This is a genomic window from Xanthomonas hortorum pv. pelargonii (genome assembly GCF_024499015.1).
In the GTDB taxonomy this organism is placed as follows: Bacteria; Pseudomonadota; Gammaproteobacteria; order Xanthomonadales; family Xanthomonadaceae; genus Xanthomonas; species Xanthomonas hortorum_B.
Map to the genome: position 1 here is coordinate 953,067 of NZ_CP098604.1, position 24,137 is coordinate 977,203.

Annotated in this window: 13 protein-coding genes, 1 other RNA gene, 1 pseudogene and 1 riboswitch; of the genes and pseudogenes, 6 read left to right on the forward strand and 9 right to left on the reverse strand. The window is 63.9% G+C overall.

Annotation, left to right across the window (positions count from 1 at the left end; all coding sequences use genetic code 11):
• Window positions 1-216: 216 nt before the first annotated feature.
• Both NDY25_RS04190 and NDY25_RS04195 read right to left on the reverse strand, forming a co-directional pair.
• Window positions 217-618: a hypothetical protein gene (locus NDY25_RS04190; protein ID WP_168957967.1), complete on the reverse strand. Its 402-nt coding sequence runs from the start codon at window positions 616-618 to the stop codon at window positions 217-219.
• A gap of 16 nt (window positions 619-634) precedes the next feature.
• Window positions 635-1,888, reverse strand: a complete 1,254-nt coding sequence (locus tag NDY25_RS04195) for a multidrug effflux MFS transporter (RefSeq protein WP_168957968.1) — start codon at window positions 1,886-1,888, stop codon at window positions 635-637.
• Window positions 1,889-2,155: 267 nt separating this feature from the next.
• A riboswitch (glycine riboswitch) is annotated at window positions 2,156-2,270 on the forward strand.
• An 89-nt stretch (window positions 2,271-2,359) separates the two neighbouring features.
• Between NDY25_RS04195 and gcvP the strand changes: the two genes are divergently transcribed.
• The 5 genes from gcvP to NDY25_RS04220 all read left to right on the forward strand — a co-directional run bounded on the left by gcvP (window position 2,360) and on the right by NDY25_RS04220 (window position 10,553).
• Window positions 2,360-5,233, forward strand: coding sequence for an aminomethyl-transferring glycine dehydrogenase (gcvP, locus tag NDY25_RS04200; RefSeq protein ID WP_256627789.1), 2,874 nt, complete (start codon window positions 2,360-2,362; stop codon window positions 5,231-5,233).
• 322 nt (window positions 5,234-5,555) lie between these two features.
• Window positions 5,556-7,184 (forward strand): carboxylesterase/lipase family protein, encoded by a 1,629-nt coding sequence (locus NDY25_RS04205; protein ID WP_168957970.1) that lies wholly within the window; start codon window positions 5,556-5,558, stop codon window positions 7,182-7,184.
• Between the two features lie 60 nt (window positions 7,185-7,244).
• Complete coding sequence (locus NDY25_RS04210) at window positions 7,245-8,099, forward strand: aldo/keto reductase (protein ID WP_168957971.1); 855 nt, start codon at window positions 7,245-7,247, stop codon at window positions 8,097-8,099.
• 245 nt (window positions 8,100-8,344) lie between these two features.
• Window positions 8,345-8,418: non-coding RNA, sX9 sRNA (locus tag NDY25_RS04215), on the forward strand.
• Between the two features lie 26 nt (window positions 8,419-8,444).
• Entirely contained in the window at window positions 8,445-10,553 is a 2,109-nt protein-coding gene (locus NDY25_RS04220) for a catalase (protein WP_168957972.1), read from the forward strand.
• A gap of 697 nt (window positions 10,554-11,250) precedes the next feature.
• Here the strand turns inward: NDY25_RS04220 and NDY25_RS04225 are convergent.
• The 5 genes from NDY25_RS04225 to NDY25_RS04245 all read right to left on the reverse strand — a co-directional run bounded on the left by NDY25_RS04225 (window position 11,251) and on the right by NDY25_RS04245 (window position 18,770).
• The gene (locus tag NDY25_RS04225; RefSeq protein ID WP_168957973.1) at window positions 11,251-11,985 is read right to left on the reverse strand and encodes an AraC family transcriptional regulator; all 735 of its coding nucleotides are present in this window, start codon (window positions 11,983-11,985) and stop codon (window positions 11,251-11,253) included.
• A gap of 132 nt (window positions 11,986-12,117) precedes the next feature.
• Entirely contained in the window at window positions 12,118-12,600 is a 483-nt protein-coding gene (locus NDY25_RS04230) for a hypothetical protein (protein WP_168957974.1), read from the reverse strand.
• Between the two features lie 321 nt (window positions 12,601-12,921).
• Window positions 12,922-15,042, reverse strand: a complete 2,121-nt coding sequence (locus tag NDY25_RS04235) for an alpha/beta hydrolase family protein (protein ID WP_168957975.1) — start codon at window positions 15,040-15,042, stop codon at window positions 12,922-12,924.
• A gap of 366 nt (window positions 15,043-15,408) precedes the next feature.
• Entirely contained in the window at window positions 15,409-16,254 is an 846-nt protein-coding gene (locus NDY25_RS04240; RefSeq protein WP_168957976.1) for a transporter, read from the reverse strand.
• 545 nt (window positions 16,255-16,799) lie between these two features.
• A complete protein-coding gene (locus NDY25_RS04245; protein ID WP_168957977.1) occupies window positions 16,800-18,770 on the reverse strand; it encodes an OPT family oligopeptide transporter in 1,971 nt (656 codons plus the stop codon).
• Between the two features lie 257 nt (window positions 18,771-19,027).
• Between NDY25_RS04245 and NDY25_RS04250 the strand changes: the two genes are divergently transcribed.
• Window positions 19,028-19,660 (forward strand): DUF3757 domain-containing protein, encoded by a 633-nt coding sequence (locus tag NDY25_RS04250; RefSeq protein ID WP_233366609.1) that lies wholly within the window; start codon window positions 19,028-19,030, stop codon window positions 19,658-19,660.
• A 37-nt stretch (window positions 19,661-19,697) separates the two neighbouring features.
• Here NDY25_RS04250 and NDY25_RS04255 read toward each other — a convergent pair whose 3' ends face one another.
• Entirely contained in the window at window positions 19,698-20,516 is an 819-nt protein-coding gene (locus tag NDY25_RS04255; RefSeq protein WP_168957978.1) for an HDOD domain-containing protein, read from the reverse strand.
• A gap of 347 nt (window positions 20,517-20,863) precedes the next feature.
• Window positions 20,864-24,123: pseudogene (locus NDY25_RS04260) on the reverse strand (error-prone DNA polymerase).
• Window positions 24,124-24,137 lie beyond the last annotated feature (14 nt).

The following is a 24,137-nucleotide window of genomic DNA, read 5'->3' on the forward strand; positions in this document are numbered from 1 at the left end:
AAGACCATCCGGCAGCGCCAGCTGGGCTGCCGGATGGGGCGACAACGAGAGCAACCGCTCCGGCCTGACGTAGCTCGGCGCTGCGTCAGGCGTTGCATCGATGGCCCTGGCCACCGGTACAGCTGCACCTCAAGAGGCGACCGTCAGGCGGCCGTCATTGCCTGCATCGATGAGTACATCCGCGCTGGCCCATCGCTGGCCCATCACCCGCACGCATCAGTGCGTACGCGTCGGCGCCAGCTTCTGCGAGAACTCGATCCGGAATGCCTCGAAATCCCTGCCGTCGGCAGCGGCCTCGGCATGCGCGGCATCCTTGAGCGCATCCGAATAGGTCAGCCGCACCGGCGTGCCCTGGCGTTCGTGCAGTTCGGCCGCGCGCATGATCAGGGCCAGGACCTGCGCGGCGCTGGTGCTCTCGCCGACGATACGGCCGTCCATGCCCAGCACCCATTCGCCGTCGCGGCGGACAATGCCGGCAAGCAGCGTGCGTTGCTGGTCGCGCAGTTCGGCATGCGCTTCGATCGGCGAATCGGCAGTGACCTTGGCGGCCGCCTGGTTGCGCTGGCGCTCGGCGGCGCGCTTGCGGGCGTCGCGGCGCAGCTTGGAATCGGTGGACATGCAGGCTCCTGTGAGGTCAGAGGTGGTCGGCCGGCTCCAGAGGCAGTGCCTCTTCGGCCTGGCGGCGGCGCAGACGGCGGCCGCTGCGGCGCTCCCAGCGCCAGAATAGCCAGCCCAGCAAGAAAAAACCGGTCATGCCGATCGCCAGATGGCGCGGGTGTTCACTCAGCAGCGGCGACAGCACCCCGGCCACCAGTGTATTGGTCATCAGCTGGGTGAAGGCCTGCAGCGAAGAGGCCAGGCCGCGCTGATGCGGGTACATGTCCAGCACCGCCAGCGCCAGGATCGGGAAAATCAGGGCCATGCCCATGCCGGCCAGGAAGATCGGCAGCACCGCCCACGGCAGGCTGATCTGCGCCACCGACAAGGTGTAGCCAAGATTGGCCAGCGCCGCCACGCCGCAGCAGATGAAGCCGATACGGATCTGCCGCACCGGGTCCATGCTGCCGGCCATGCGCCCGGACAGGAACGAGCCCAGCGTCATGCCGCCGATGGTGGGGATGAACAACCAGGCGAAGTCGCCCTCGCCCATGTGCAGGTGGCGCATGATCAGCACCGGCGCCGAGGCGATGTACAAAAAGATACCGGCGAAGTTGAACGCACCGGCCGCGGCCAGGCGCTGGAAGCGGGGGTTGAAGCCGATCCGCACGTAATCGTGCATCAAGCGGCGCAGCTGCAGCGGCGTGCGCGCCTCGACCGGATGGGTCTCCGGCAGCCAGGTCATCGTCGCAATCAGCAGCACCAGCCCGAACGCCACCAGAAACCAGAAGATCAGCGGCCAGCCCGCGCCGCTGAGCAGGATCCAGCCACCGATGATCGGCGCAATCGCCGGCGCAATGCCGAAGATCATCGACACCTGGCTCATTAGGCGTTGCGCGTCCGCGCCGTGGAACAGATCGCGGATCACCGCCCGGCCGACGATCATGCCCACACCGGCCGACAGCCCCTGCAACGCACGGAACGCCAGCAAGGTGGGCAGATCCTGTGACAGCGCACAGCCCACCGAGCCGGCGATGAACAGCACCAGCCCGCCCAGGATCACCCGCTTGCGGCCCCACGCATCGGACAGCGGCCCGTGCGCAATGCTCATCACCCCGTAGGCGAGCAGATAGACGCTGATGGTCTGCTGGATTGCCACCTCGTCCACCGCCAGGCTGCGGCTGAGCCGCGAAAACGCCGGGAAGATGGTGTCGATGGAAAAAGGGCCGAACATCGCCAACCCGGCGAGCAGCAGCGCCATGCGACGGGTGGAAGGCGTGGTGGGGGTCATGCAGGAGTCCGAAACGTGGTGCATCGGGGACACACACCAGCATCCGCGAGTCGCGGCGCCGGGATGAGCATAAGGGCGACGATGATAGGCGCTCGCCGTTGCAAGGTTAAGCGGACCCAAGCACAACAGCCGTGACGCGGCAGGCGCGGCGGGTGCGCCCGGTGGCGTGGACGCACGCTATAATCGGCCCGCAACACGGTGGGAGAAGCGGCACTGCCGCTGCCGAAGGCGCAACAGCCCGTAATCGCTCAGGCCCGATACCATCCGCAGTACAACTCTGGAGAGACCGGCCGATGCCGGCGCCGAAGGGGCACGGAACGCAGGCAGGCCAAGCGCCACGCCGCGTTTTTAAACTCTCAGGCAAAAGGACAGAGGGGCGCGAGGAAGACTCTCGCTGCGACAGGAGGTGATGCGCTGTGCGCGTCACACCGGTCGTGGTGCTTGTCGACCATTCGTCTGCCCCTGCCCCGGATGCCCGCCATGTCCCAGACCACGTCTTCCCTGCGCGACCTCGAACACCACAGCGCGTTCGTCGAACGCCATATCGGCCCCAACGACGCAGAAATCGCACAGATGCTGGGCGTGGTCGGCCACGCCTCGCTGGATGCGCTGACCGACGCCATCGTGCCCGGCAACATCAAATCGCCTGCAGCGCTGGCGCTGCCCGAGGCGATCACCGAAGAAGAAGCGCTGGCCAAGATCCGCGCCATCGCCAGCAAGAATCAGGTGCAGCGCACCTTTATCGGCCAGGGCTATTACGGCACCCATACGCCCAAGGTGATCCTGCGCAACATCCTGGAAAACCCGGCCTGGTACACCGCCTACACGCCGTACCAGGCAGAGATTTCGCAGGGCCGCATGGAAGCGTTGATCAACTTCCAGACCCTGTGCGCAGATCTCACCGGTATGCAGATCGCCAACGCCTCGCTGCTGGACGAAGCCACCGCCGCAGCCGAAGCGATGACGCTGGCCAAGCGCTCGGCCAAGTCGAAGTCGGACACCTTCTTCGTGCACGACGCGGTGCATCCGCAAACGCTGGAACTGCTGCGCACCCGCGCCGAGCCGCTGGGCATCGTGCTGCGCGTCGGCACGCCGGAAGAAGCCTTGCAGGCCGAGTGCTTCGGCGTGCTGCTGCAGTACCCGGACAGCTTCGGTCACATCGGCGACCACGCCGCATTGGCCGATGCCGTGCATGCGCAAGGCGGATTGGTGGCAGTGGCTACCGATCTGCTCGCACTGACCCTGATCGCCGCACCCGGCGAATGGGGCGCCGATATCGTGGTCGGCAACTCGCAGCGCTTCGGCGTGCCGTTCGGTTTCGGTGGTCCGCATGCGGCCTTCATGGCCTGCCGCGATGCCTACAAGCGCTCGATGCCGGGCCGGTTGATCGGCGTGTCGATCGATGCCGCCGGCAATCCTGCCTACCGTTTGACGCTGCAGACGCGCGAACAACATATCCGCCGCGAGAAAGCCACCTCCAACATCTGCACCGCGCAGGTGCTGCTGGCGGTGATGGCCTCGATGTACGTGGTCTACCACGGCCCCGAGGGCCTGACCCGCATCGCCCGCCGCACGCATCGTCTGGCCGCGATCCTGGCCGCTGCATTGCGCGGCGCCGGCGTCAACGTGGGCGAGCGTTTCTTCGACACCCTGCACGTCAAGGCGATCGATGCCGATGCCATCCACGCCAAGGCCCGTGCAGCCGGCATCAACCTGCGCGCGATCGATAGCGAAGCGGTCGGCATCAGCCTGGATGAAACCAGCACGCGCGCCGACGTGGTCGCACTGGCCGCGTTGTTCGGCGCGCAGGCAGATGTGAATGCACTCGATGCCGCCACCGCCGACGCATTGCCGACAGGGCTGCTGCGCAGCAGCGCCTTCCTGACCCACCCGGTATTCAACACCCACCACAGCGAACACGAACTGCTGCGCTACATGCGCTCGCTGGCAGACAAGGATCTGGCGATGGATCGCACCATGATCCCGCTGGGCAGCTGCACCATGAAGCTCAACGCCACTGCCGAAATGATCCCGGTGACCTGGCCCGAGTTCGGCGCGATCCATCCGCTGGCACCGGCCGAGCAGTCGGCCGGTTATGCGCAGTTGATCGACGAGCTGGAAGCGATGCTGGTCGAATGCACCGGCTACGACGCGGTGAGCCTGCAGCCCAATTCCGGCGCGCAGGGCGAATACGCCGGCCTGCTGGCGATCCGGGCCTACCACCGCGCGCGTGGTGAGGCGCATCGCGATATCTGCCTGATTCCCGAATCCGCGCACGGCACCAACCCGGCTTCCGCGCAGATGTGTGGCATGACGGTCGTCGTGACCAAGTGCGATGCCAATGGCAATGTCGATGTCGAAGACATCCGCGCCAAGGCGGAAAAGTATTCCGGGCGCCTGGCCGCGTTGATGATCACCTACCCGTCCACCCATGGCGTGTTCGAAGAAGACGTGGTGGCGATCTGCGAAGCGGTGCACGCGCATGGCGGCCAGGTCTACACCGACGGCGCCAACATGAATGCCCTGGTCGGTGTGGCCAAGCCCGGCAAGTGGGGCTCGGACGTCTCTCACCTCAACCTGCACAAGACCTTCTGCATTCCGCATGGCGGCGGTGGCCCGGGCGTGGGCCCGTGTGCAGTGAAGTCGCATCTGGCGCCCTATCTGCCCAAGACGCTGGGCGGCGAAGGCGATGTCGGCATGGTCAGCGCGGCCAGCTACGGCTCCGCCTCCATCCTGCCGATCAGCTGGATGTACGTGACCATGATGGGCAGCGGTGGGTTGCGCAAGGCCACGCAGGTGGCATTGCTCAACGCCAACTACATCGCCAAGCGCCTGGCGCCGCACTACAAGACGCTGTACACCGGCCGTAACGGCCTGGTTGCGCACGAGTGCATCCTCGACATCCGCCCGCTGGAGAAGACCAGCGGCATCGGCGCCGAAGACATCGCCAAGCGCCTGATCGACTTCGGCTTCCACGCACCGACGTTGAGCTTCCCGGTTGCCGGCACGCTGATGGTGGAACCGACCGAAAGCGAATCGCAGCACGAACTGGACCGCTTCATCGACGCGATGATCCAGATCCGCGACGAGATCCGCGCCATCGAAGACGGCCGCCTGGACCGCGAGGACAACCCGCTCAAACACGCCCCGCATACCGCCACGCAGGTGTCGGCCAGTGAGTGGACCCACGCCTACCCGCGCGAACTGGCCGCCTTCCCGCTGCCCAGCCTCAAGCAGCAGAAGTACTGGCCGCCGGTGGCGCGCGTGGACAACGTCTACGGCGACAAGAACGTGATGTGCGCCTGCATCCCGGTGGATGCGTACAAGGATGATGTGGAGGCGTAAGCGCTGCCCTTTCGCGTTTACGTGTGGCATCGAAACCCAGCCCAGGGAATCCCGGGCTGGGTTTTTCGTTTTTAGCGGGCAAGGACCTGTCGGAATGGTCGGAATGGGCGGTGTGCATGATTGCAAGCACTGCATGACGTGCATTGCTCGGATAACGGCGCGTCCGATCAGAGTTCTTCGATCCGACCAATGTCACTGCCATTGCTGACATCACTCCACTCGTCAGGCAGCCTCCTCGTTTTCCTTCCCTACACGTGCACTCGCGATGATGTGCGTCTGAGATAGGACACAACAGACAGTGATCAAGCTCGACAGACGCTCATTGAGACGCAAGCTGGCCTGCCTGCTGCTTGCAGGCCTGGCGTTGACTGCTTGCGCGCCGCGCCGCCCTGGCGAGGTGCCGGCGCTGGTGCATGCGGCCGATGCACGCGCCGATGTAGTGCAGACCGATGCCGGTGCGCTACGCGGCGTGCGTAGTGCGCAAGGGCGGGTGTTTCTGGGCGTGCCATTCGCCGCGCCGCCGGTGGGTGCGTTGCGCTTCCGCGCGCCACAAGCTGCGCCAGCCTGGAAGGGAGTCCGCGATGCCACGCAGGCCGGGCCGGCGTGCCTGCCGCGTCATCGCTTCGGGCAAAAGCAGGTGTCCGAGGATTGCCTCACCCTCAACGTCTATGCACCACCCGGGCCGGCGCCGGCGCATCCGCGCGCGGTGATGGTGTGGATCTATGGCGGCGCGCTGGAGTTGGGCAGCAATGTCGACTACGACCTGAGTGCGTTGGCAGCCCGGCAGAACGTCATTGTGGTGGCGCCCAATTATCGGCTGGGGGTGTTTGGTTTTTATGCGCATCCCGCGTTGGGTGGTGAAGGCGAAGGTGCGTACGCGTTGCTCGATCAACAGGCGGCATTGCACTGGGTGCAGCGCAATATCGCCGCCTTTGATGGCGATGCGCACAACGTCACCGTGTTCGGCGAATCGGCCGGCGCATGGAGCATCTGTTATCAGCTCGCTTCACCGGGCGCGGCGAGTCTGTTTCAACGTGCGATCCTGCAAAGTGGCAGTTGTCTTGCGAGCGATTCCAGCGTGCCGCGCAGCGAGGCCGAACGTGGTGGCGTGCGCATGGCAAAGACGCTTGGCTGCGAGCGTGCAAGCGAGGTTGCCGCGTGCCTGCGCGCGCTCCCTGCCGACGCATTGGCCGATGCAAAACCCCAGCGACGTGGCTTGACCGGCAGCGATGCGTGGGCGCCGATGTCTGGTGGCGACGTCTTGCCATTACCGCCTGCCGAGGCGATCGCCAATGGGCAGCACGCGCAGGTGCCGGTGCTGATCGGCAACAATCGCGACGAAGGGCGCCTGTTCGCGCAACTGCTGTCCTATTTCGGCGCACTCACGTTGCGCAGCGGCTATGAGGCGCGCGTGCAACGCATGCATACCGAACCGACAGCGATCATGACGCACTACGCAGATGTCGCTGCGCAATCGCGCTGGCACGCGTATGCCGACATCGTCACCGATGGTGGCTTCGCCTGCCCCACGCGTCGGCTAGGCCGGGCGTTGCGCGATCACACAGCGGTCTATGCATACGAGTTCGACGACCCGCAGGCGCCGTACGGTTTGTTGCGCTTGCCGTTTTCGCAGCCACTGGGCGCCTATCACGCCTCCGAACTGGTGTATCTGTTCCAGCGCCCGTGGGTGCTCAGTGGCGAGCCGCAGTTCAGCCCGGCGCAGCAGGCGCTTGCCGATACCTTGCAGGATTACTGGGGCGCGTTTGCGCGCACCGGCGATCCGAATGGTGGCGGCCGGCCGCCGTGGCCGCGCTTCGATGGCGACACGCCGTTGACGTTGTCGCCGGGCAGGATCGGGGCAACGCCCGACTTCGTGCAACGTCATCGCTGTACGTTCTGGGATGCGCAAGCGCACGCCGCGTCCACATCCGTGCAGCCACCGTTGCATTAGGGCGACCCGCACAGATGGCAAATGGTCGCTACACCCAATCCAGCGTTATAGGAGTCACACATGTCCGAATCCACCTTGCAGCACTGCCCCGAGGTGCGCCTGCGCAATGGGCGCAACGTGCCCGCGCTCGGCCTGGGCTCGTGGAACCTGGGCCAGGGTCGACATGCGCCGCAGCAGGAAATCGATGCGCTGCAGACCGGCCAACAGCTGGGCATGCGCTTGATCGATACCGCCGAGATGTATGGCAACGGGCGCTCCGAGCAACTGATCAGCCAGGCCATCGGCAGCGCGCAGCCGCCGTATCTGGTGTCGAAAGTATTGCCAAGCAACGCCAGCGCGCGCGGCATTGCGCGTGCCTGCGAAGCCAGCCTGCAGCGGCTGGGCGTTCGCACGCTGGATCTGTATCTGCTGCATTGGCGTGGCGGCAGCGATCTGCGCGAAGTGGTCGATGCATTCGAGGCCCTGCGCGATGCCGGAAAGATCCGCGACTGGGGCGTATCGAATTTCGATGTCGAGGATATGCAGGAGCTGTGGGACATTGAGGGCGGACAGCATTGCCTGGTCAATCAGGTGCTGTATCACGCCGGCAGCCGCGGTATCGAATTCGATCTGCTGCCGTGGTGTGCACAGCACGAGGTCACGGTAATGGCGTATTCGCCGTTGGGAAGCCGCGCATTGCTGGATCACCCGGTGCTGCACGCCATCGGCGCGCGACGCGGCGTGGCCGCAACTGCGGTGGCGTTGGCGTGGGCGATTCGCAACGGCAAGGTCATCGCCATTCCCGAATCGGGAACACCTGCACATGTGCGTGCCAATGCAGCAGCGTGCACGTTGCAATTGGATACCCAGGATCTTGCCGAACTGGACCATGCATTTCCACCGCCAACGCGCAAACAGCCACTGGATCTGTTGTAGCCAACTCACAACAGTCGGGCTCGTTAGATGTGAGCACGTGCACTGCATCGGCACGTTGCGTGACACACGCAACATCTCGCTGCGATGCATCGCAAACTTCTGGCTGCATGTGAGTATTCGTTCGCATGCAGACACGTGCAATTAACAGCGCCGCTCCCAAGCTCGTTGATCAGCCCGCATCCCAAGAGCGACTAACAAACTACTGCGCAGCCATCAGGCGGGCGCGGCCGGTGCTCCGAATCGGCATGTACCATTCGTACACTCCAGTTCTCCGCGCCGTTCGCATCACCTGACGACCGCTCGCTACCTGTTGTTGGCCGCTCTAGCCCGCCAGAGTGGAGTCCCATGCCCAAGTCCCCCAGCAAGCCCGCGCAAGTTCCTTCCATTGCTCCCGTCAGCGCAACACCCGAAACATTGCGCGGTACGGGCGATGAGTTGCATCAAAAAGCCGGCGGCACGCATCCGCAGCTGACCACCAACCAGGGCATCCCGGTTGGCGATAACCAGAACTCGCTGCGCGCAACGCCGCGCGGCCCGACGTTGCTGGAAGACTTCATTCTGCGCGAGAAGATCACCCACTTCGATCATGAGCGCATTCCCGAGCGCATCGTGCATGCGCGCGGTAGCGCAGCGCACGGCTATTTCGAGCTGACCAAGTCGTTGAGCCAGTACACCACGGCCAAGATCTTCACCGAGGTCGGCGAAAAGACCCCGTTGTTCACGCGTTTTTCCACCGTCGCCGGTGGCGCTGGCTCGGTGGACACGCCGCGCGATGTGCGCGGATTTGCGGTGAAGTTCTACACCAAGGAAGGCAACTGGGATCTGGTGGGCAACAACATCCCGGTGTTCTTCATCCAGGATGCGATTAAATTCCCGGACCTGATTCACGCGGTGAAAATGGAGCCGGATCGCGGTTTTCCGCAGGCCGCCAGCGCGCACGACACGTTCTGGGATTTCATCTCGCTCACGCCCGAATCGATGCACATGATCATGTGGGCGATGAGCGACCGCACGATTCCGCGCTCGCTGCGCATGATCGAAGGTTTCGGCATCCACAGCTTCCGTTTCCTCAACGAAAACGGCGACAGCACCTTCGTCAAATTCCATTGGCGTCCCAAGCTCGGCCTGCAGTCCACGATCTGGGATGAGGCAGTCAAGATCGCCGGTGCCGATCAGGATTTCCATCGTCGCGATCTGTTCGAATCGATTCAAAGCGGCGATTTCCCCGAGTGGGAACTGGGCGTGCAGTTGTTCACCGAGGCCGAAGCGGAGGCATTCCCGTTCGACCATCTGGATTCGACCAAGGTCATTCCCGAAGAACTGGTACCGCTGCAAATCGTGGGCCGCATGGTGCTGGACCGCTGGCCGGACAACTTCTTCGCCGAGACCGAGCAGGTCGCTTACTGCCCGGCCAACATCGTGCCCGGCATCGACTTCAGCAACGACCCGCTGCTGCAGGGCCGCCTGTTCTCTTATCTGGATACGCAGTTGAGCCGTCTGGGTGGACCCAACTTCCATCAGATCCCGGTCAACGCGCCCAAGTGCCCGTTCGCCAACAATCAGCGCGACGGCCATATGCAGATGGGCGTGCCGAAGGGGCGTGTTGCTTACGAGCCCAGCTCGCTGCAAGCCGATGCACCGCGTGAGGCGCTGCGCGGATTCCCGAGCCATGCGACACCGGCCGAAGACGGCGCGAAAGGCCGCGTGCGTGCAGAAAGTTTTGCCGATCATTACAGCCAGGCGCGCATGTTCTTTCGCAGCCAGACCGCACCGGAGCAGGCGCATATGGCATCGGCGCTGGTGTTCGAATTATCCAAGGTGGAAACCGCGCACGTGCGCGAAGCCATCGTGGGCCATCTGCGTCACATCGACCCAGCGCTGGCACAGCGTGTGGCCGATGGCATGGGCATGACCACGTTGCCGCCGGCACCACCGGCTGCGGTTGCGCCAACCGACATGCCGTTGTCGCCGGCCTTGCAGCTGATCGGCAAGATGAAGGACACGTTGCAGGGCCGCACCGTGGGCATCCTCATTCACGATGGCTCGGATGCCGCTGCGATCAAGGCGGTGCGCAAGGCTGCCGAAGCTGCGGGTGCCACAGTGAAAATCGTCGCGCCGAAAGTGGGCGGCGCCAAGCTCAGCGACGGCAAGCAACTGGCCGCCGACGGTCAATTGGCAGGCACACCATCGGTGGTGTTCGATGCGGTGGCGGTGCTGTTGTCTTCGGAAGCAGCCAAGCTGCTGACGCGCGAATCGGCTGCACTGGATTTCGTCAGCAACGCGTGGGCGCATCTGAAGGCAATCGCCTACGACGATGGCGCGCAGTTGCTGCTCAAGGCTGGCAATGTCGGCAAGGACGCGGGCGTGATTGCAGCGGCAGATACCAAGGCATTCATCACTGCCGCCAAGACCCGCCAGTGGGCACGTGAGCCGAAGGTGCGCATGCTGGCGTAACCGCACCAGCGCCATCGAAAGCTGCCTTGGGCGCGAGCGACGTTCTATGTCGTTTCGCGCCCATTGCATTTCATTCGCTACCTACTAACGTTCTGCTTTGGCGAGGACACCGTGCACACGGCTCACTTAGCTTCTAAGCGCATTTAGATGCCGCTATGACTCTAAATCTTGGTCGTCTCGGAATGGCTGGTTGGATAGCGAGGAGAGATCAGTTGTAGAGCGGATGATCTGCGGCTTGGCTGCAGGGTCCTTGCCCGCCCACCATCGCGGGACACGCCGCAAGTACGTCCGTGTAGGCTCTTACGCGGCATCCATGCCGCGTAAGGTCCCGCGACGGTGGGCGGGCAAGGACCAGTCGAGAGTGTCGGTTTGCATGGTGCAAGCGGTGCATGACGTGCGTTGTTCGGATAACGGCGCGTCCGATCAGTGTCGCAAGGCAAGCCGAGTAACACGCAGGCTTTCAAAGCAACCGACTCACTTTCTGGTGCGGTGTCCTCACCGATTGCGGGACCGTGTGGCGGCATGGATGCCGCCACCGAGCCTCCACGGACGGATTCACGGCGTGTCCCGCAAGCGGTGAGGGCACCGCGCACTCGACCAACTCAGCTTTTGACGCAACTCTCTGCTGCTGCATTGAGGGCACCAGCATTGAGGCACCACACACTCAACTAACTCAGCTGCTGCGCAGTCGTCTTGTTTAGATGTTCTCAGACGTTCCGGCAGGAAACTGCGCAGCATTAGCCAGCGCGCGGTACTCGCGTGGTGTCATGCCGACCGCCAGCTTGAACTGCCGTGCAAAGGCGCTTTGATCACTGAAACCGCAAGCATGCCCGATTTCGGTGAGGCTCTTGTTTCCGTGCAGCAGATGCATCGCCATCTGCAGGCGTAACTTGGCCAGCACTTGTTGCGGCGTGAGCTGGAATACCTTGCGAAACGAGCGTTGCAGTTTGGACATCGAAAATCCGGTGATTTCCACCAGGGCCTGCATACGGACGTTCTGTGCGTAGTTGGCGTTGAGATACGCCAGCGCAAGCCGTAGCTTTTCGTACTGCGATTCATGCCCATCCTGCGGCCCCAGATCGCGCGAGATGCCGATGATGCCCTGTACCTTGCCGTCCACCAGCAGCGGACGTTTGCAGGTCAGGCACCAACCCGGTTCGCGGTTGGCGAACAGATGCAGCTCCAGCAGGTTGTCGATCACCGCACCGGCCAGCACTTGCTCGTCCTGATTGGCGTAATTGGCGCCCAAGCCGCTGGGATAGACCTCGGCAACGCGCTTGCCGATCAACTCCTTGCGCGACTTCAGCCCCAGCCGCCGCAGCATGGTCTGGTTGACGTGTGTGTAGCGGCCCTCGCGATCCTTGACGAAAAACAGCACATCCGGCACGGCATCGAACAGCGCTTCCAGATCGGCAGGATCGATGCTCTTCATGCAGGCGGATTCATGCAGGCCAATGGACTCGGGATCAGGAAAGACGCGACTGTGCTACGCGTACCATCAGTGCACAGCGCAACGCACGCAGCGCCATGATACGCCGCGCACCTGGGCTCTACGGGACCACGCTCAGCGCGGCGTGTCGGCCACGTTTGCCGCGGCCGGTGCGGCCTTGGCGTCCACGGCCGACGCCGTGGGGTTGCCGATGCGATTCAACGGCACCTGCCGCGCTTGCCAGCTGCTCGCCACGGCCGCGCCGGCCTGCGATCCGACCTGCACGCGCAGCCGCGCACTCCCGCCGGGCGCAACGAATTCGACAACGCAATCGCCTGCGGCCATGCAGCTGTCGGCGGCCAACGGGTCCACCGGCTGCCAACCCTGCTCCATCACCGTCTGCGCGAACGCGCGGTAGCCCATGCCGGACTTCAGCGTGGCCGGCAACGGCACGCTCGGGTCGCTGGCGACAGTATCGCCACCGACGGCGGCGGCACCATTCGCAGGCACCGGCGCCGAAACAGGCGCACGCACAGCCGCAGGCCGCGATGCGCCATGCAAGGCAGGACTACAGAGTAGGACGAGTGCCAACAATGAGGGGCGGAATAACGTGCGCATGCAAACGGTCCTTGCGATCCTGGCAGGGAACTGAAGAAGTTAAAGAATCGCTATTTTGACATGGCTTGGATGCGCTGCGGCAGCCGTGGCCTGCCGGCAGTTAACCGGCCTTCGGCCCCGAATGGGCTGCCGACCCGGGCCAAGCAGCCCCATTGACCCGACGGGTTCATCGACATGGCCGATCTGCAGCTTGGGCAAGGCCGGCTGCACATGCGAATGGCTGCAGACATTGCCGCTGCAGGATCGATCGCGCCGACCGACCACAGGAGCCAGGCAGTGATTGCCCGGCACCCCGCACCAGGCGGCGTGCCGGGTGAAGCATCACTGGCCGATATGATGCTTAAGCCAGCTGTTGACGGTGTCGTGCCACAGCACGCTGTTGTCCGGCTTGAGCACCCAGTGGTTCTCGTCCGGGAAATACAGGAACTTGGAGTCGATGCCCTTGCGCTGCAGCGCGGTGAACGCAGCCAGGCCCTGCTCGACCGGGATGCGGAAATCCTGCTGGCCGTGGATCACCAGCATCGGCACTTTCCACTTGTCCACATGCAGCACCGGGTTGAACTTCTCGTAACCGGCCGGGTTCTGCCACGGCGTGCCGCCGTTTTCCCATTCGCTGAACCACAGTTCCTCGGTGGCATAGCCCATGGTGCGGTTGTCGAAGACGCCGTCGTGATCGACGAGGCATTTCCACGGTTGGTTCCAGTTGCCGGCCATCCAATAGACCATGTAGCCGCCGTAGCTGGCACCCAGCGCGCAGGCCTTGTCGCCGTTGAGGAAGCCGTACTGCTTCTGCGCGGCAGTCCAACCCTTTTGCAGATCTTCCAGCGGGCGGTCGCCCCAATGCTGGCTGATCGCATCGGTGAAGTCTTGGCCATAACCGGTGGAGCCGTGGAAGTCGATCATCACCACCGCGTAGCCCTGGCCGGCATAGGTCTGCGGATTCCAGCGGTTGCTCCAGCCATTGCCGAAGCTGCCCTGCGGCCCGCCGTGGATCAGGAACGCCACCGGATAGGTCTTGCCTTCCTGATAGTTGTAGGGCTTGACCACGTAGCCATGCACGGTGTCGTTGTTCCAGCCCTTGAACTGGAACTGCTCATAGTCGCCGAACTGTACATCCGGCAGCAGCTCGCCGGCGCTTTGGGTAATCGCACGCAGGCCCTGGCCTTGCACGTCGCTGACAAATACCTGGTCGCCGCTCTCCAACGAATTGCGTGTAAACGCCAACGTGTTGCCGGCCAGCGTCGGCGCATGCACGCTGCCCTCGCCTACCAGCCTGGTCGCATCGCCGCTGGCAATATCGATCTTGAACAATGGGTGCTCGCCGAGGTCATCGGCGCTGGTGTAGAGGCTGGTGCCGTCATCGCTCAACACGATCTCGCCGGCCGAGCGGTCCCATTTGGGCGCGATCTCGCGGGTCTTGCCGCTGGCGACATCCATCGCGATCAGGCCGAAGCGGTCGGCCTCGAAACCGGGGCGTTTCATCGCGCGGTAGTACAGCGTCTTGCCATCGCTGCTGAACACCGGGCCGGCATCCCAGGCCGGGTTGGACGCGGTCAGATTGACCGGTGCGGACTTGCCGGCCGCATCCAGCCGATACAGATCGAAGTTGGTCTGCCACGGCTCGTCGTTGCCGGTGGGCTTGGCAACGGCCTTTGCATTCTTGCTCGCCTCGGGGCCATGCGGCTGCGGCACGCGCACGCTGGCCACCACGCTGCTGCCATCGGGCGACCAGGTGTAATCGTCATTGCCGCCGAACGGCTTGGACGGCGCATCGCCGGCCAGCGTGGCGCTGATCGCCGAGGCACCGATCACCGCTTTGGCGCCGGCGGCAGGCAGGTCTGCGACGAACAGCGTGTTGCGGCGGCCGTCGTTCCAGGTGTCCCAATGCCGCACGAACAACTGGTCGTACACCACGCCGCTGGCCTTGGCGTTCTTGACGCTGGCGAGCTTGGTCTTGGTGCAGCCCAGATCCGAGCCGCAGTCCTGGAACACGCCGGCACTGAAGGCAATGCGCTTGCCATCGGGCGAGAGCCTGTAGCTGTCCACGTCCACCGCAAACGCGGTGAGTTGCTGCGGGGTGCCGCCGGTCAGCGGTTGCGCGTACAGCTGCTGGGTGCCGGATCTGCTGCTGAGGAAATACACGGTCTTGCCATCCGGCGACAGCGCCGGGCTGTTGACGTTCCAGCCTTCCGGAGTCAGCCGCTTGGGCGGCGCTGCATCGCGGGTCCGCAGATTGCGCATCCACAGGCCGGTGGCCGGCTTGCCGTTGCTGCTCTTGGCCTGCCGCTTGGCAAATACCAGCACGCTGCCATCGGGGCTGAGCGTGGGTGCGGACACACGGTCCAACGCCACCATGTCGCGCACATCGAAACCGCGCGCGGCAGCAAGACTTGGCAAGGCGGTCAACAGACACAGGGGCAGCACGGCGTAACGAAGCTTCATCGAGAGTTCCCGCAACGGCAAAACGTCGATGGTAGGCGTTGCCGTAGCGAGCGCGCAAAGGCTTGCGGTTGGGTCTGCCTGTGTGGCCGTGTGTGCACGCCGGGGCAGCTGGAAAAATGCGCAGCTTGCGACACGTGTAACGTAGAACGTGCTGCATTGAAGCAAATCTTGCGGCCGCATCGGCGTGCCATCGGCCAGGGCGCAGCTTGCAAACTGCGCAGAAGATGCAGGCGGCTGGTCGTCGATCGTACTGTGCGTGCAGCGCGCAGCCAATGTGGCGCCGGTCAACCGGCACCACATAATGTCTTATCGCCCCGCTGCTACCCACGCGGTTTTTATAGCGCAGTGATACTCCGCTTCAATACATCAGAAGCGGTGCGACATCCCCACATACACCTGCGCGTCCGGGGTGCGGTCGTTGAGGCCGAAGTTGGCGCCCACATCCAGTTGCAACAGCGGGTTGATCAGATACGCAGCCGCGATGTCGGCCGAATACTGTTCGATGGTTTCGGCGGGGTCGCGATTGATCGAGGACCACACTTCCACCGCCATCGACAACTTCGCGGTGAGCGGATGCGCCAGGTTGATCGCATTGACGATGGCGACATGGTTGCCGCTTCCATCGCTGTCGGCCAGCCAATCCACCTCCGGCCCGAGGGTCAGCGAGAAACTATTGGGCAACACGAAATTGATCGGCAATGCGACGCCGCCTTCCCACTCGTCGTTGCCCAGGCCGGTACGCGCAGTCGGTGCCTTGACGAACGGCAGCAACGCCACGCTGGCGGTGTCGCTTTCGTAGAAACGCGCCTTCATCCGTAGAAAGATATCGCCGCCGCCACTCAGGCTGCTGCGTGCACCGGTAGCGCGATCGGTGGTCTTGACCTGCAGCTGCGGCGCCCAGTTGAGCTGCAGATCGATGCGGTCGCTGACGCCGTACTTGAGCGTGGGATTGGTGAAATAGGAGGTTTCGATGCGCGTGCCGGGCTGGCTATCGCGGGTGTAGCTGCCAATGTCGGTTTCCAGCTGCCAGGCGCCGGTGGGCACGGTGCAGGTGGAATTGGCCTTGGTCGGGCGATCGGTACACAGCGCCGCCTCGGTGGCGTCTTGTGCCTGTGCCTGCAGCGCCAGGCTGCACAGCACGCCGGTCAGTGCGATGGCCAGCAACGGTGCGCGTTGTGCGCGGGTGGAGCGCTTGGAGATAGCAGTCAGCATTGCAGTGGTTCCATGGCAAGACGCTGGACAGATCGTGTGAACGGTCAGCGTTAGGGAGGGGGAAATGCACGTGGAGGTAGAACGACTGCATGGCCGCCGACGGGCGACGTCCTGCCAATCGATCTTATAGGCGTCTGCAGGCCCGTAGGGGCCAACCATGACAAAAGCGACCGCAACCGCAAGCCGATGTTGCACAGCGTGATGTGAGTAACACTTTCACTGACATCCATCGCAGCGTGACGCGGTGCGAGAACCTGCGTCGCGGGGTGTCATCGGGATAGATCGTGGCATGCAGTAGCCGTGGCGCACCATTCGTGCGGGAGACGGCACGATACGGAGCAGCGGCATAAAGTCGCTATGCATGGCGCCTGTGTAGCGCGTAAAGCCAACGCAAAGACGACGGAAGACCGAAGCGGCGCATCTCGCCGCGCGTGCGGCGCAGCGGCACTGGATCGCAACGCCACAACGAAAAACGGACACGCATCCAGCGATGCGTGTCCGTCGGGATGAGGCGTGCAAGCGCATGCCTCAATGCTGCATCACGCTCAGGCGCTCTGTTCGCCGTGCTTGCCGACGCGATACAGCAGCCAGCCGACCAGAGCCAGGATCGCCAGGCCGAACCACTGGTTGAGCTGCAAGGCGGCCGGCAACGCCAGCACATCGGCGCGGCTGGACAGCACGATCGGCACCGCAATGGCGATCCCCATCAGCGCTTCGCCGGTGATCAGGCCGGCGGCGAACAGCACGCCTGGGCGATGCACGCGGTCGCGGCCGTCTTCGTCGTCGGCGCGGATCTTGTGGAAGCGTTCCACCAGGTGCGCGATCAGGCCACCGATGAAGATCGGCACCATCAGTTCCAACGGCAGATAGATACCGATCGCCGCGGCCAGCACCGGCACGCGGAAGCGCTTGCCGGTTTTCTTCAGCCATTCGTCCAGCGCGATGATCGCCGCGCCTACGCCGGCACCGATGGCGATCATCGCCCACGGCAGCTCGCCGCCGAACAAGCCCTTGGCGACCGAGGCCATCAGCGTGGCCTGCGGTGCAGCGAGCGAGTTGGGATGCTGCGGGGTGGCCGGGCCGATACCGTACGCCTGCGCCAACAGGTTCAGCACCGGCGCCATGATCAGCGCGCAGGAGAACGCACCGATACCGAGCATCAGCTGCTGCTTCCATGGCGTGGCGCCGACCAGATAACCGGCTTTGAGATCCTGCAAATTGTCGCCGCCCACCGCCGCCGCGCAGCACACCACCGCACCGATCATGATCGCCGCCACCGCGCCCAGCGGCGCGCCGCCGATGCCGGCCGGCACCAGGCCGTCCTTGCCGAGCAGCAGCACCAGCACCGCCGAGGCGAATAGGATGGTGGAGATGGTGATGCCGGACACCGGATTGTTGGACGAGCCGATCAACCCGGCCAGATACCCGGACACCGACACGAACAGAAAGCCGGCCACGATCATGATGATGGTCATCGGGATCGACACGTGCCATTGCTGCACGATCGCCTGATACAGGCCCAGCAGCGGCAAGGTGCACAGCACCAGCGCCACCAGCATCCACTTCATCGGCAGGTCGCGCTCGGTCTCGGCGACCACACCGCCACCGCTCTTGCGCGCGGCGGCAAAACCGCTCTTGACCCCGGACAACAACGATTTGCGCAGCGAGAACAGCGTCCACACTCCACCGATCAACATCGCGCCGACACCGAGATAACGGATCTTCGCGCCCCAGATGGCGAATGCCGCGTCGGCCGCCGGTGCATCGATCAGGCTCTGCGCCAATGCCGGATCCGAGCCCATGAAGAACTGCTGATACAGCGGGATGGCGATATGCCAGGACAGGATGGCGCCGGACAACACCACGATGCCGACATTCAAGCCGACGATGTACCCCACGCCCAGCAGCGCCGGCGACAGGTTGGTGCCCAGATACCCCACCAGCCGGCTGCTGCCCAGATATGTGGCCTGCGCCCAGGTATCCGGGATCACCCGCAGGCCGCTGGCCGCCGCCAGCTTGACCAGCGCGCCGATGGCACCGGAGATGGCCAGGATCTTCAGACCCGGACCGGGGTTTGCACCGGCCTTGAGCACTTCGGCCGCGGCCTTGCCTTCGGGGAACGGCAGCGGGTCTTCGACGATCATCGAGCGCCGCAACGGCACCGAGAACAGCACCCCGAGCAACCCGCCCATGCCGGCGATGCCGAGCACCCACCAGTATTTGAAGTCCGGCCAATAGCCCATGATCACCAGCGCGGGGATGGTGAAGATCACCCCGGCCGCGATCGACGACCCCGCCGAGGCACCGGTCTGGACGATGTTGTTTTCCAGAATGGTGCCGCCGCCGAGCAAGCGCAGCACGCCCATCGAGACGACCGCTGCCGGGATCGCGGTGGCGATGGTCAGGCCGGCAAACAGGCCCAGATAGGCATTGGCGGCCGAAAGCACCACCGCCAACACGATGGACAACACGACGGCACGAAAGGTGAGCTGGCGCGGTTGCGCGTCATCACTCATGAGCAGTTCCCCTGTGGCAAAAAATCCGGACCACGCTAGCGCCTGTGCGCGGTTCCGTCCAGCTGCGTCGCGGCGTGACAGTGTGCGTGCTGTGGCGGTGGAGTGCACGGGCCTGCTGCTGGCAGCGCCGCCCCACGCTGGGAACGACCTGCACAGCGCGCTTACTACGGCATGGATACGCCTGCGTCGACATCGGTTCGCCTTGAAAGAGCGTCATGTCGCAGCGATCACTACAATCGCGCCAACGCCGTGCGTCTATGGCAGCAGCATTCTCCGGCCCGGTTGCTTCGGCCCGACGCGATGAGCATCGCGACTCCCTCTCGTTCCTGACACGCACCTCCTACCGCAAGGCTTCCATCGTGAAACATTCGCTAAGCACCGTTCTTTTCTCCGGCATGCTGATGCTGTCGCTGCAGCCATCCACTGCATTCGGCCAAGACCATTCTCCGCAAAGCGCAAAATGCCCGGAACCTGGCGCGGTCCACTACGACGCAGCCCACTACCGAGCGGTCGCCGATGTCGAGTTTCCTGCTGGAAGCGTTGCTTATGGAAGAGGCGATTGGGTCAGCACGAAGCAGCCCGATCAGGGTGTACCGATCAAGCTATCCTCGGTATTGTTCTACGGCAAGCAGCCGGGCAAATCCAAAACAGAATCCGAATCGGAGGGTGCGCTGGTCAATTGCACCTATGAATTGCGTAACCACAAGCAAGTGGATCTGGCTTACTTCGACCGAAGCACACCGAATCAGCAGCGCAACCTGATCGTCGTCCCCAAACGCCCCTCGCGCTGGCAGCTCGATCAAAAACCGCCAGCACCAACGCAGGATGCGTTCTACTCCTGCACACAGAGTACGAAGGACTGTGCGTTCGAACCGCGACGTCTGGAATGACCCGGCGGCACATCCGCACCGCCCTTGTTGATCGATATCAGTGCAACAACTCGGCGAACGCGCGGTCGGCCTCAATCACCTCCGGCAGCTCGGCGAACAACGCGTCCAGATCCACCGTGTCCATCAGTGGCCCGCGCGCCGATTCCAGTGCCGCCGGGATGTCGCCGTCGTGCGCGCGCAGTGCGTCAGACACATGCACGGCCTGGGCAAGCAGCAGCGGCATCAACGCGCCTTCCGGTGCGGCGGCCGGGCGGACCTGATAGGCGATGGCTTGCTGGATCACCGCAGGCAACTGCCAGCGACGCACCAGCTCGGCGCCCACTTCCGGGTAACCAAACCCCAACTGCAGGGTTTCTTCGGCCGCATGACCGGCAGAGGAAGTGTCGTGATTGATGCGGCTGGCGTATTCCGGCGCGCCGGACTGGATCAGCAACTCGCCGATGTTGTGCATCATGCCGCAGGTAAACGCGGTTTCCGGATCGAGCCCATGCTGGCGCGCCAGCAAGCGGCAGATGCCGGCCACGCCGAAACTGTGCCGCCAGAAGGCGTTGAGATCGAAACTGGGGCCGGCATGAAACGCACCGGTCATCGACGAGGCCAGCACCAACGTGCGCAGCGTGTTGAAACCCAACCGCATGGCCGCGTCTTCGACGCTGGTGGAATCGCGCAGGCCATGGAAGCGCGCCGAATTGGCCAGCCGCAACACCTTGGCGGCGATCACCGGATCGCGCTCGATGGTGTGCGCCAACACATCGATGTTGGTGTTCGGATCATCGAACTGACGAATCAGGTCCTGCGCCACCTTTGGCACCGTGGGCAAGGTATGCAACTGGTCAAACAAAACCTCCAACTTCATGATCGCCTCGTGGGAAAGAAATGGGTCAGCGCAACTGCGCCCGCCATGGTGTCGTACAGGCCGCTTGAAAGTCACTAGGCCGCTGCATGCCCTGGCGTGACCACGCCATCGCCATCGCTGGGCGCCAAGCCACAGCGCCATTGGATTTTGCGCGCCTGCGCAGGGCGCTGCGCGTCGCGCATGGAACACTGCAACGCCACAGCGAACACAGCGCCATGCGGCGATGCTGGCAGCTGGGCAATGTGGTCGAGGACGGCGACAACTGCAGATGATGGATGCCGATAGACCTGGTCTGGAATCGTGACCGCAATGCGATGCCGGTGTTGGTCGATTTTGCCGGCAAATACTCAATGAAAATCGCGCGAGGGCAGCTGCATTTCGCCGAGCAGCTCGCTGAGGTCGTACAGATCGCCGGCGATGAGATGCTCCACGCCATCCACGCCATCCACGCGTTCCCAGCGGCCACGCACCGCCAGCAGGCGCGATTCCAGCAGTGCGCGGCGGCGGCGTGGCGCCAGGTGCGACCAGACGATGACGTTGATCATGCCGTGTTCGTCTTCCAGGGTGACGAAGATGGTGCCCTTGGCAGTGGCCGGGCGCTGGCGCTGGGTGACCAGGCCGGCGACATGCACACCGCTGCCATGACGGCGGCCTTGTAGTTCACGCAGGCCCAGGATGCGTCGCTGATGCATCTGCGGGCGCAGCAGCGCCATCGGGTGCTGGCGCAGACTCAGGCCGACCGAACGGTAATCGGCCAGGATCTCTTCGCCTGCGCGCGGCGCTTCAAATTCCACCGGGCGTTCTTCGGGGCTACCAGGCAGCAGCGGCCGACGCGCTTCCACGCCGGCCATCGCCCAGCGCGCGGCGTTACGGTTGCCCACCATGCCTTGCAAGGCGCCGGCTTCGGCCAATGCCAGGCGTGCCTTCTCATCGAGTGCGGCGCGCAGGCACAGATCGCCGATGTCGGCGAAGGCATGCTGCGCACGTGCGGCGACAATGCGCTTTGCCACCACTTCCGATAATCCAGCGACCTGACGCATGCCCAGACGGATCGCCGGTTGTTCGCCAGGGTCTTCGTCGCTACACCATGGCCGGCCACCGACCAGCGTGTTGTCCCAGACGCTATGCAGCACATCCACCGGCAACACCTCCACGCGCGCACGCTCAGGACTGCCGCGTCGCGCGTCCTGCACGATCTGGCTGGCCGAATAGAAGCCCATCGGCTGCGCATTGAGCAAGCCGCAGGCGAAGGCTGCAGGTTCGTGGCGTTTGAGCCAGCAGCTGGCGTAGACAAGTTTGGCGAACGAGGCGGCGTGGCTTTGCGGGAAGCCGTAGGAGCCGAAGCCTTTGATCTGTTCGAAGATCTGGTCGATGAAGGTGGAGGCGTAGCCTCTGTTCTGCATGCGTTCGCGCACGCGCGTGCGGTGCTGCTCCATGTCACCGCCACGGCGCCACGCTGCCATTGAACGGCGCAGATTGTCCGCTTCGCTCTCTGTGTATTCGGCGGCATGCATCAGCAGCTCCATCACCTGCTCCTGAAACAACGGCACACCCAGTGTTGGCTTGAGGATGTCTTCCACCTCCGGCGATGGATAGTTCACTTCCTCGCGTCCCTGCCGCCGGCGCAGATATGGATGCACCATATCGCCCTGAATCGGGCCAGGTCGCACGATCGCCACTTCGATCACCAGGTCGTAGAACACTGCGGGTTTGAGCCGCGGCAGCATCGCCATCTGGGCGCGCGATTCGATCTGGAATACGCCCACCGTGTCGGCGCGCTGGATCATCTTGTAGGTCGGCTTGTCGTCGCCTGGCAGCGTGGCGATGGTGTAATCGCGCCCGCGATGGCCGCGCACCAACTCCAATGTCTTGCGGATGCAGGTGAGCATGCCCAGCGCCAGGCAATCGACCTTGAGCAGCTTCATGGTTTCCAGATCGTCCTTGTCCCACTGGATGATGGTGCGATCGGCCATTGCCGCGTTTTCCACCGGCACCAACTGCGACAAGGGTTCGTCGGAGATGACGAATCCGCCGACATGCTGGGACAGATGCCGCGGGTGATCGCGCAGGTGTTCGGTTACCGCAAGAATCTTGTTGATCAGTGGATTGGCCAGATCGAATCCGGCTTCTTCGATGCGCTGCTCCATGGGCGTTTCGCCATTGCCCCAGCCATAGCAATTGGCCAACAGCGCGATCTGGTCCGGTGGCAGACCGAAGGCCTTGGCCACGTCGCGCACTGCGCTTTTGCCGCGATAGCAGATCACTGTCGCTGCCAGCGCAGCGCGTTCGCGACCGTATTTGCTGTAGACGTATTGCAGCACTTCCTCGCGCCGTTCGTGCTCGAAATCGACATCGATATCCGGTGGTTCGTCGCGTTTTTCGGAGAGAAACCTTGCCATCAGCAAACGGGTTTCATCCGGATTGACTGCGGTGATACCCAGCGCATAACACACCGCCGAATTGGCCGAAGACCCACGGCCCTGGCACAGGATGTGCTGATCACGTGCGAAGCGCACCACATCTTGCACGGTGAGAAAGAATGCTTCGTAGTTTTTGTGGGCGATCAGCGCCAATTCCTTTTCGATGTCGGCGCGTACCTTGGCGGACACACCATCCGGCCACCGCTCACGCATGCCGGTTTCGGTGAGCTGGCGCAGATAACTCGCCGGCGTATGCCCTTGCGGCACCAGCTCTTTGGGATAGGTGTACTCAAGCTTGGAAATATCGAAGGTGCAGCGCTGTGCCAGGTCCACCGTGGCCTGCAACAGCGCATCCGGATAGATGTTGCCCAGGGCCCTGCGCGTGCGCAGATGGCGCTCGCCGTTGCGGAACAGGTGCGCGCCGCATTCGGCCAGCGGCAAGCTGTGGCGGATGGCGGTCAAGGTGTCCTGCACGATGCGCTCGCGCCGCTGCGCCATATGCACATCGCCGCTGGCCAAGGCGGTCATGCCCAGTTGCTGCGCCATCGCCTGCAAGGCGAGCAATCGCGCCGCATCGTCCTGCTCACGATGCAGTTCCACCGCCAGAAATGCACGCTCTGCGAAGACGTGCTGCAACCAGGCACCCTGCTCGGCCTGCGGCTGCGCGCCGGGCAGCCACACCGCGAACACGCCGGGTGCGACATCGCGAAACTGCGCCTCCACCTCGGCGCGCCCCAACCGATACGCACCCTTGCTTGCCGCACGCCGTGCGGTGGTGATCAGCGCGCACAACTGCGGATAGCCGTGCGCGTTTTCCACCAGCAGCACAAAGCGGGTGCCATCGACCAGGGTGAATTCGCTGCCGACGATCAAGCGCACGCCGGTAGCGCGCGAAGCTTCCAGCCCACGCACGATGCCGGCCAGCGAGCATTCGTCGGTAATGGCCAGTGCGCTGTAACCGCAGTGCTGCGCGCGTGCGAACAACTGCTCGGCACTGGAAGCACCACGCAGGAACGAAAAATCCGACAGGCAATGCAATTCGGCATACTTGGGCAGACCATCGGTCACCACCGCATGGGTGATGTCGTCGTTAGCCGCGCGCAATCGTGCTGCCACGTTCCAGGCGCGTGGCATGCGCCCGCCGGGGTGTCGCGGTCAACACCGTCGACGGCGTCATCCCAGCTCATGGGCGCACATCTTC

Coding starts and splice junctions, on each gene's coding strand:
- NDY25_RS04190 (WP_168957967.1), bottom strand. CDS start 618: ATGTCCACCGATTCCAAGCTGCGCCGCGACGCCCGCAAGCGCGCCGCC.
- NDY25_RS04195 (WP_168957968.1), bottom strand. CDS start 1,888: ATGACCCCCACCACGCCTTCCACCCGTCGCATGGCGCTGCTGCTCGCC.
- gcvP (WP_256627789.1), top strand. CDS start 2,360: ATGCCCGCCATGTCCCAGACCACGTCTTCCCTGCGCGACCTCGAACAC.
- NDY25_RS04210 (WP_168957971.1), top strand. CDS start 7,245: ATGTCCGAATCCACCTTGCAGCACTGCCCCGAGGTGCGCCTGCGCAAT.
- NDY25_RS04220 (WP_168957972.1), top strand. CDS start 8,445: ATGCCCAAGTCCCCCAGCAAGCCCGCGCAAGTTCCTTCCATTGCTCCC.
- NDY25_RS04225 (WP_168957973.1), bottom strand. CDS start 11,985: ATGAAGAGCATCGATCCTGCCGATCTGGAAGCGCTGTTCGATGCCGTG.
- NDY25_RS04230 (WP_168957974.1), bottom strand. CDS start 12,600: ATGCGCACGTTATTCCGCCCCTCATTGTTGGCACTCGTCCTACTCTGT.
- NDY25_RS04235 (WP_168957975.1), bottom strand. CDS start 15,042: ATGAAGCTTCGTTACGCCGTGCTGCCCCTGTGTCTGTTGACCGCCTTG.
- NDY25_RS04240 (WP_168957976.1), bottom strand. CDS start 16,254: ATGCTGACTGCTATCTCCAAGCGCTCCACCCGCGCACAACGCGCACCG.
- NDY25_RS04245 (WP_168957977.1), bottom strand. CDS start 18,770: ATGAGTGATGACGCGCAACCGCGCCAGCTCACCTTTCGTGCCGTCGTG.
- NDY25_RS04250 (WP_233366609.1), top strand. CDS start 19,028: ATGGCAGCAGCATTCTCCGGCCCGGTTGCTTCGGCCCGACGCGATGAG.
- NDY25_RS04255 (WP_168957978.1), bottom strand. CDS start 20,516: ATGAAGTTGGAGGTTTTGTTTGACCAGTTGCATACCTTGCCCACGGTG.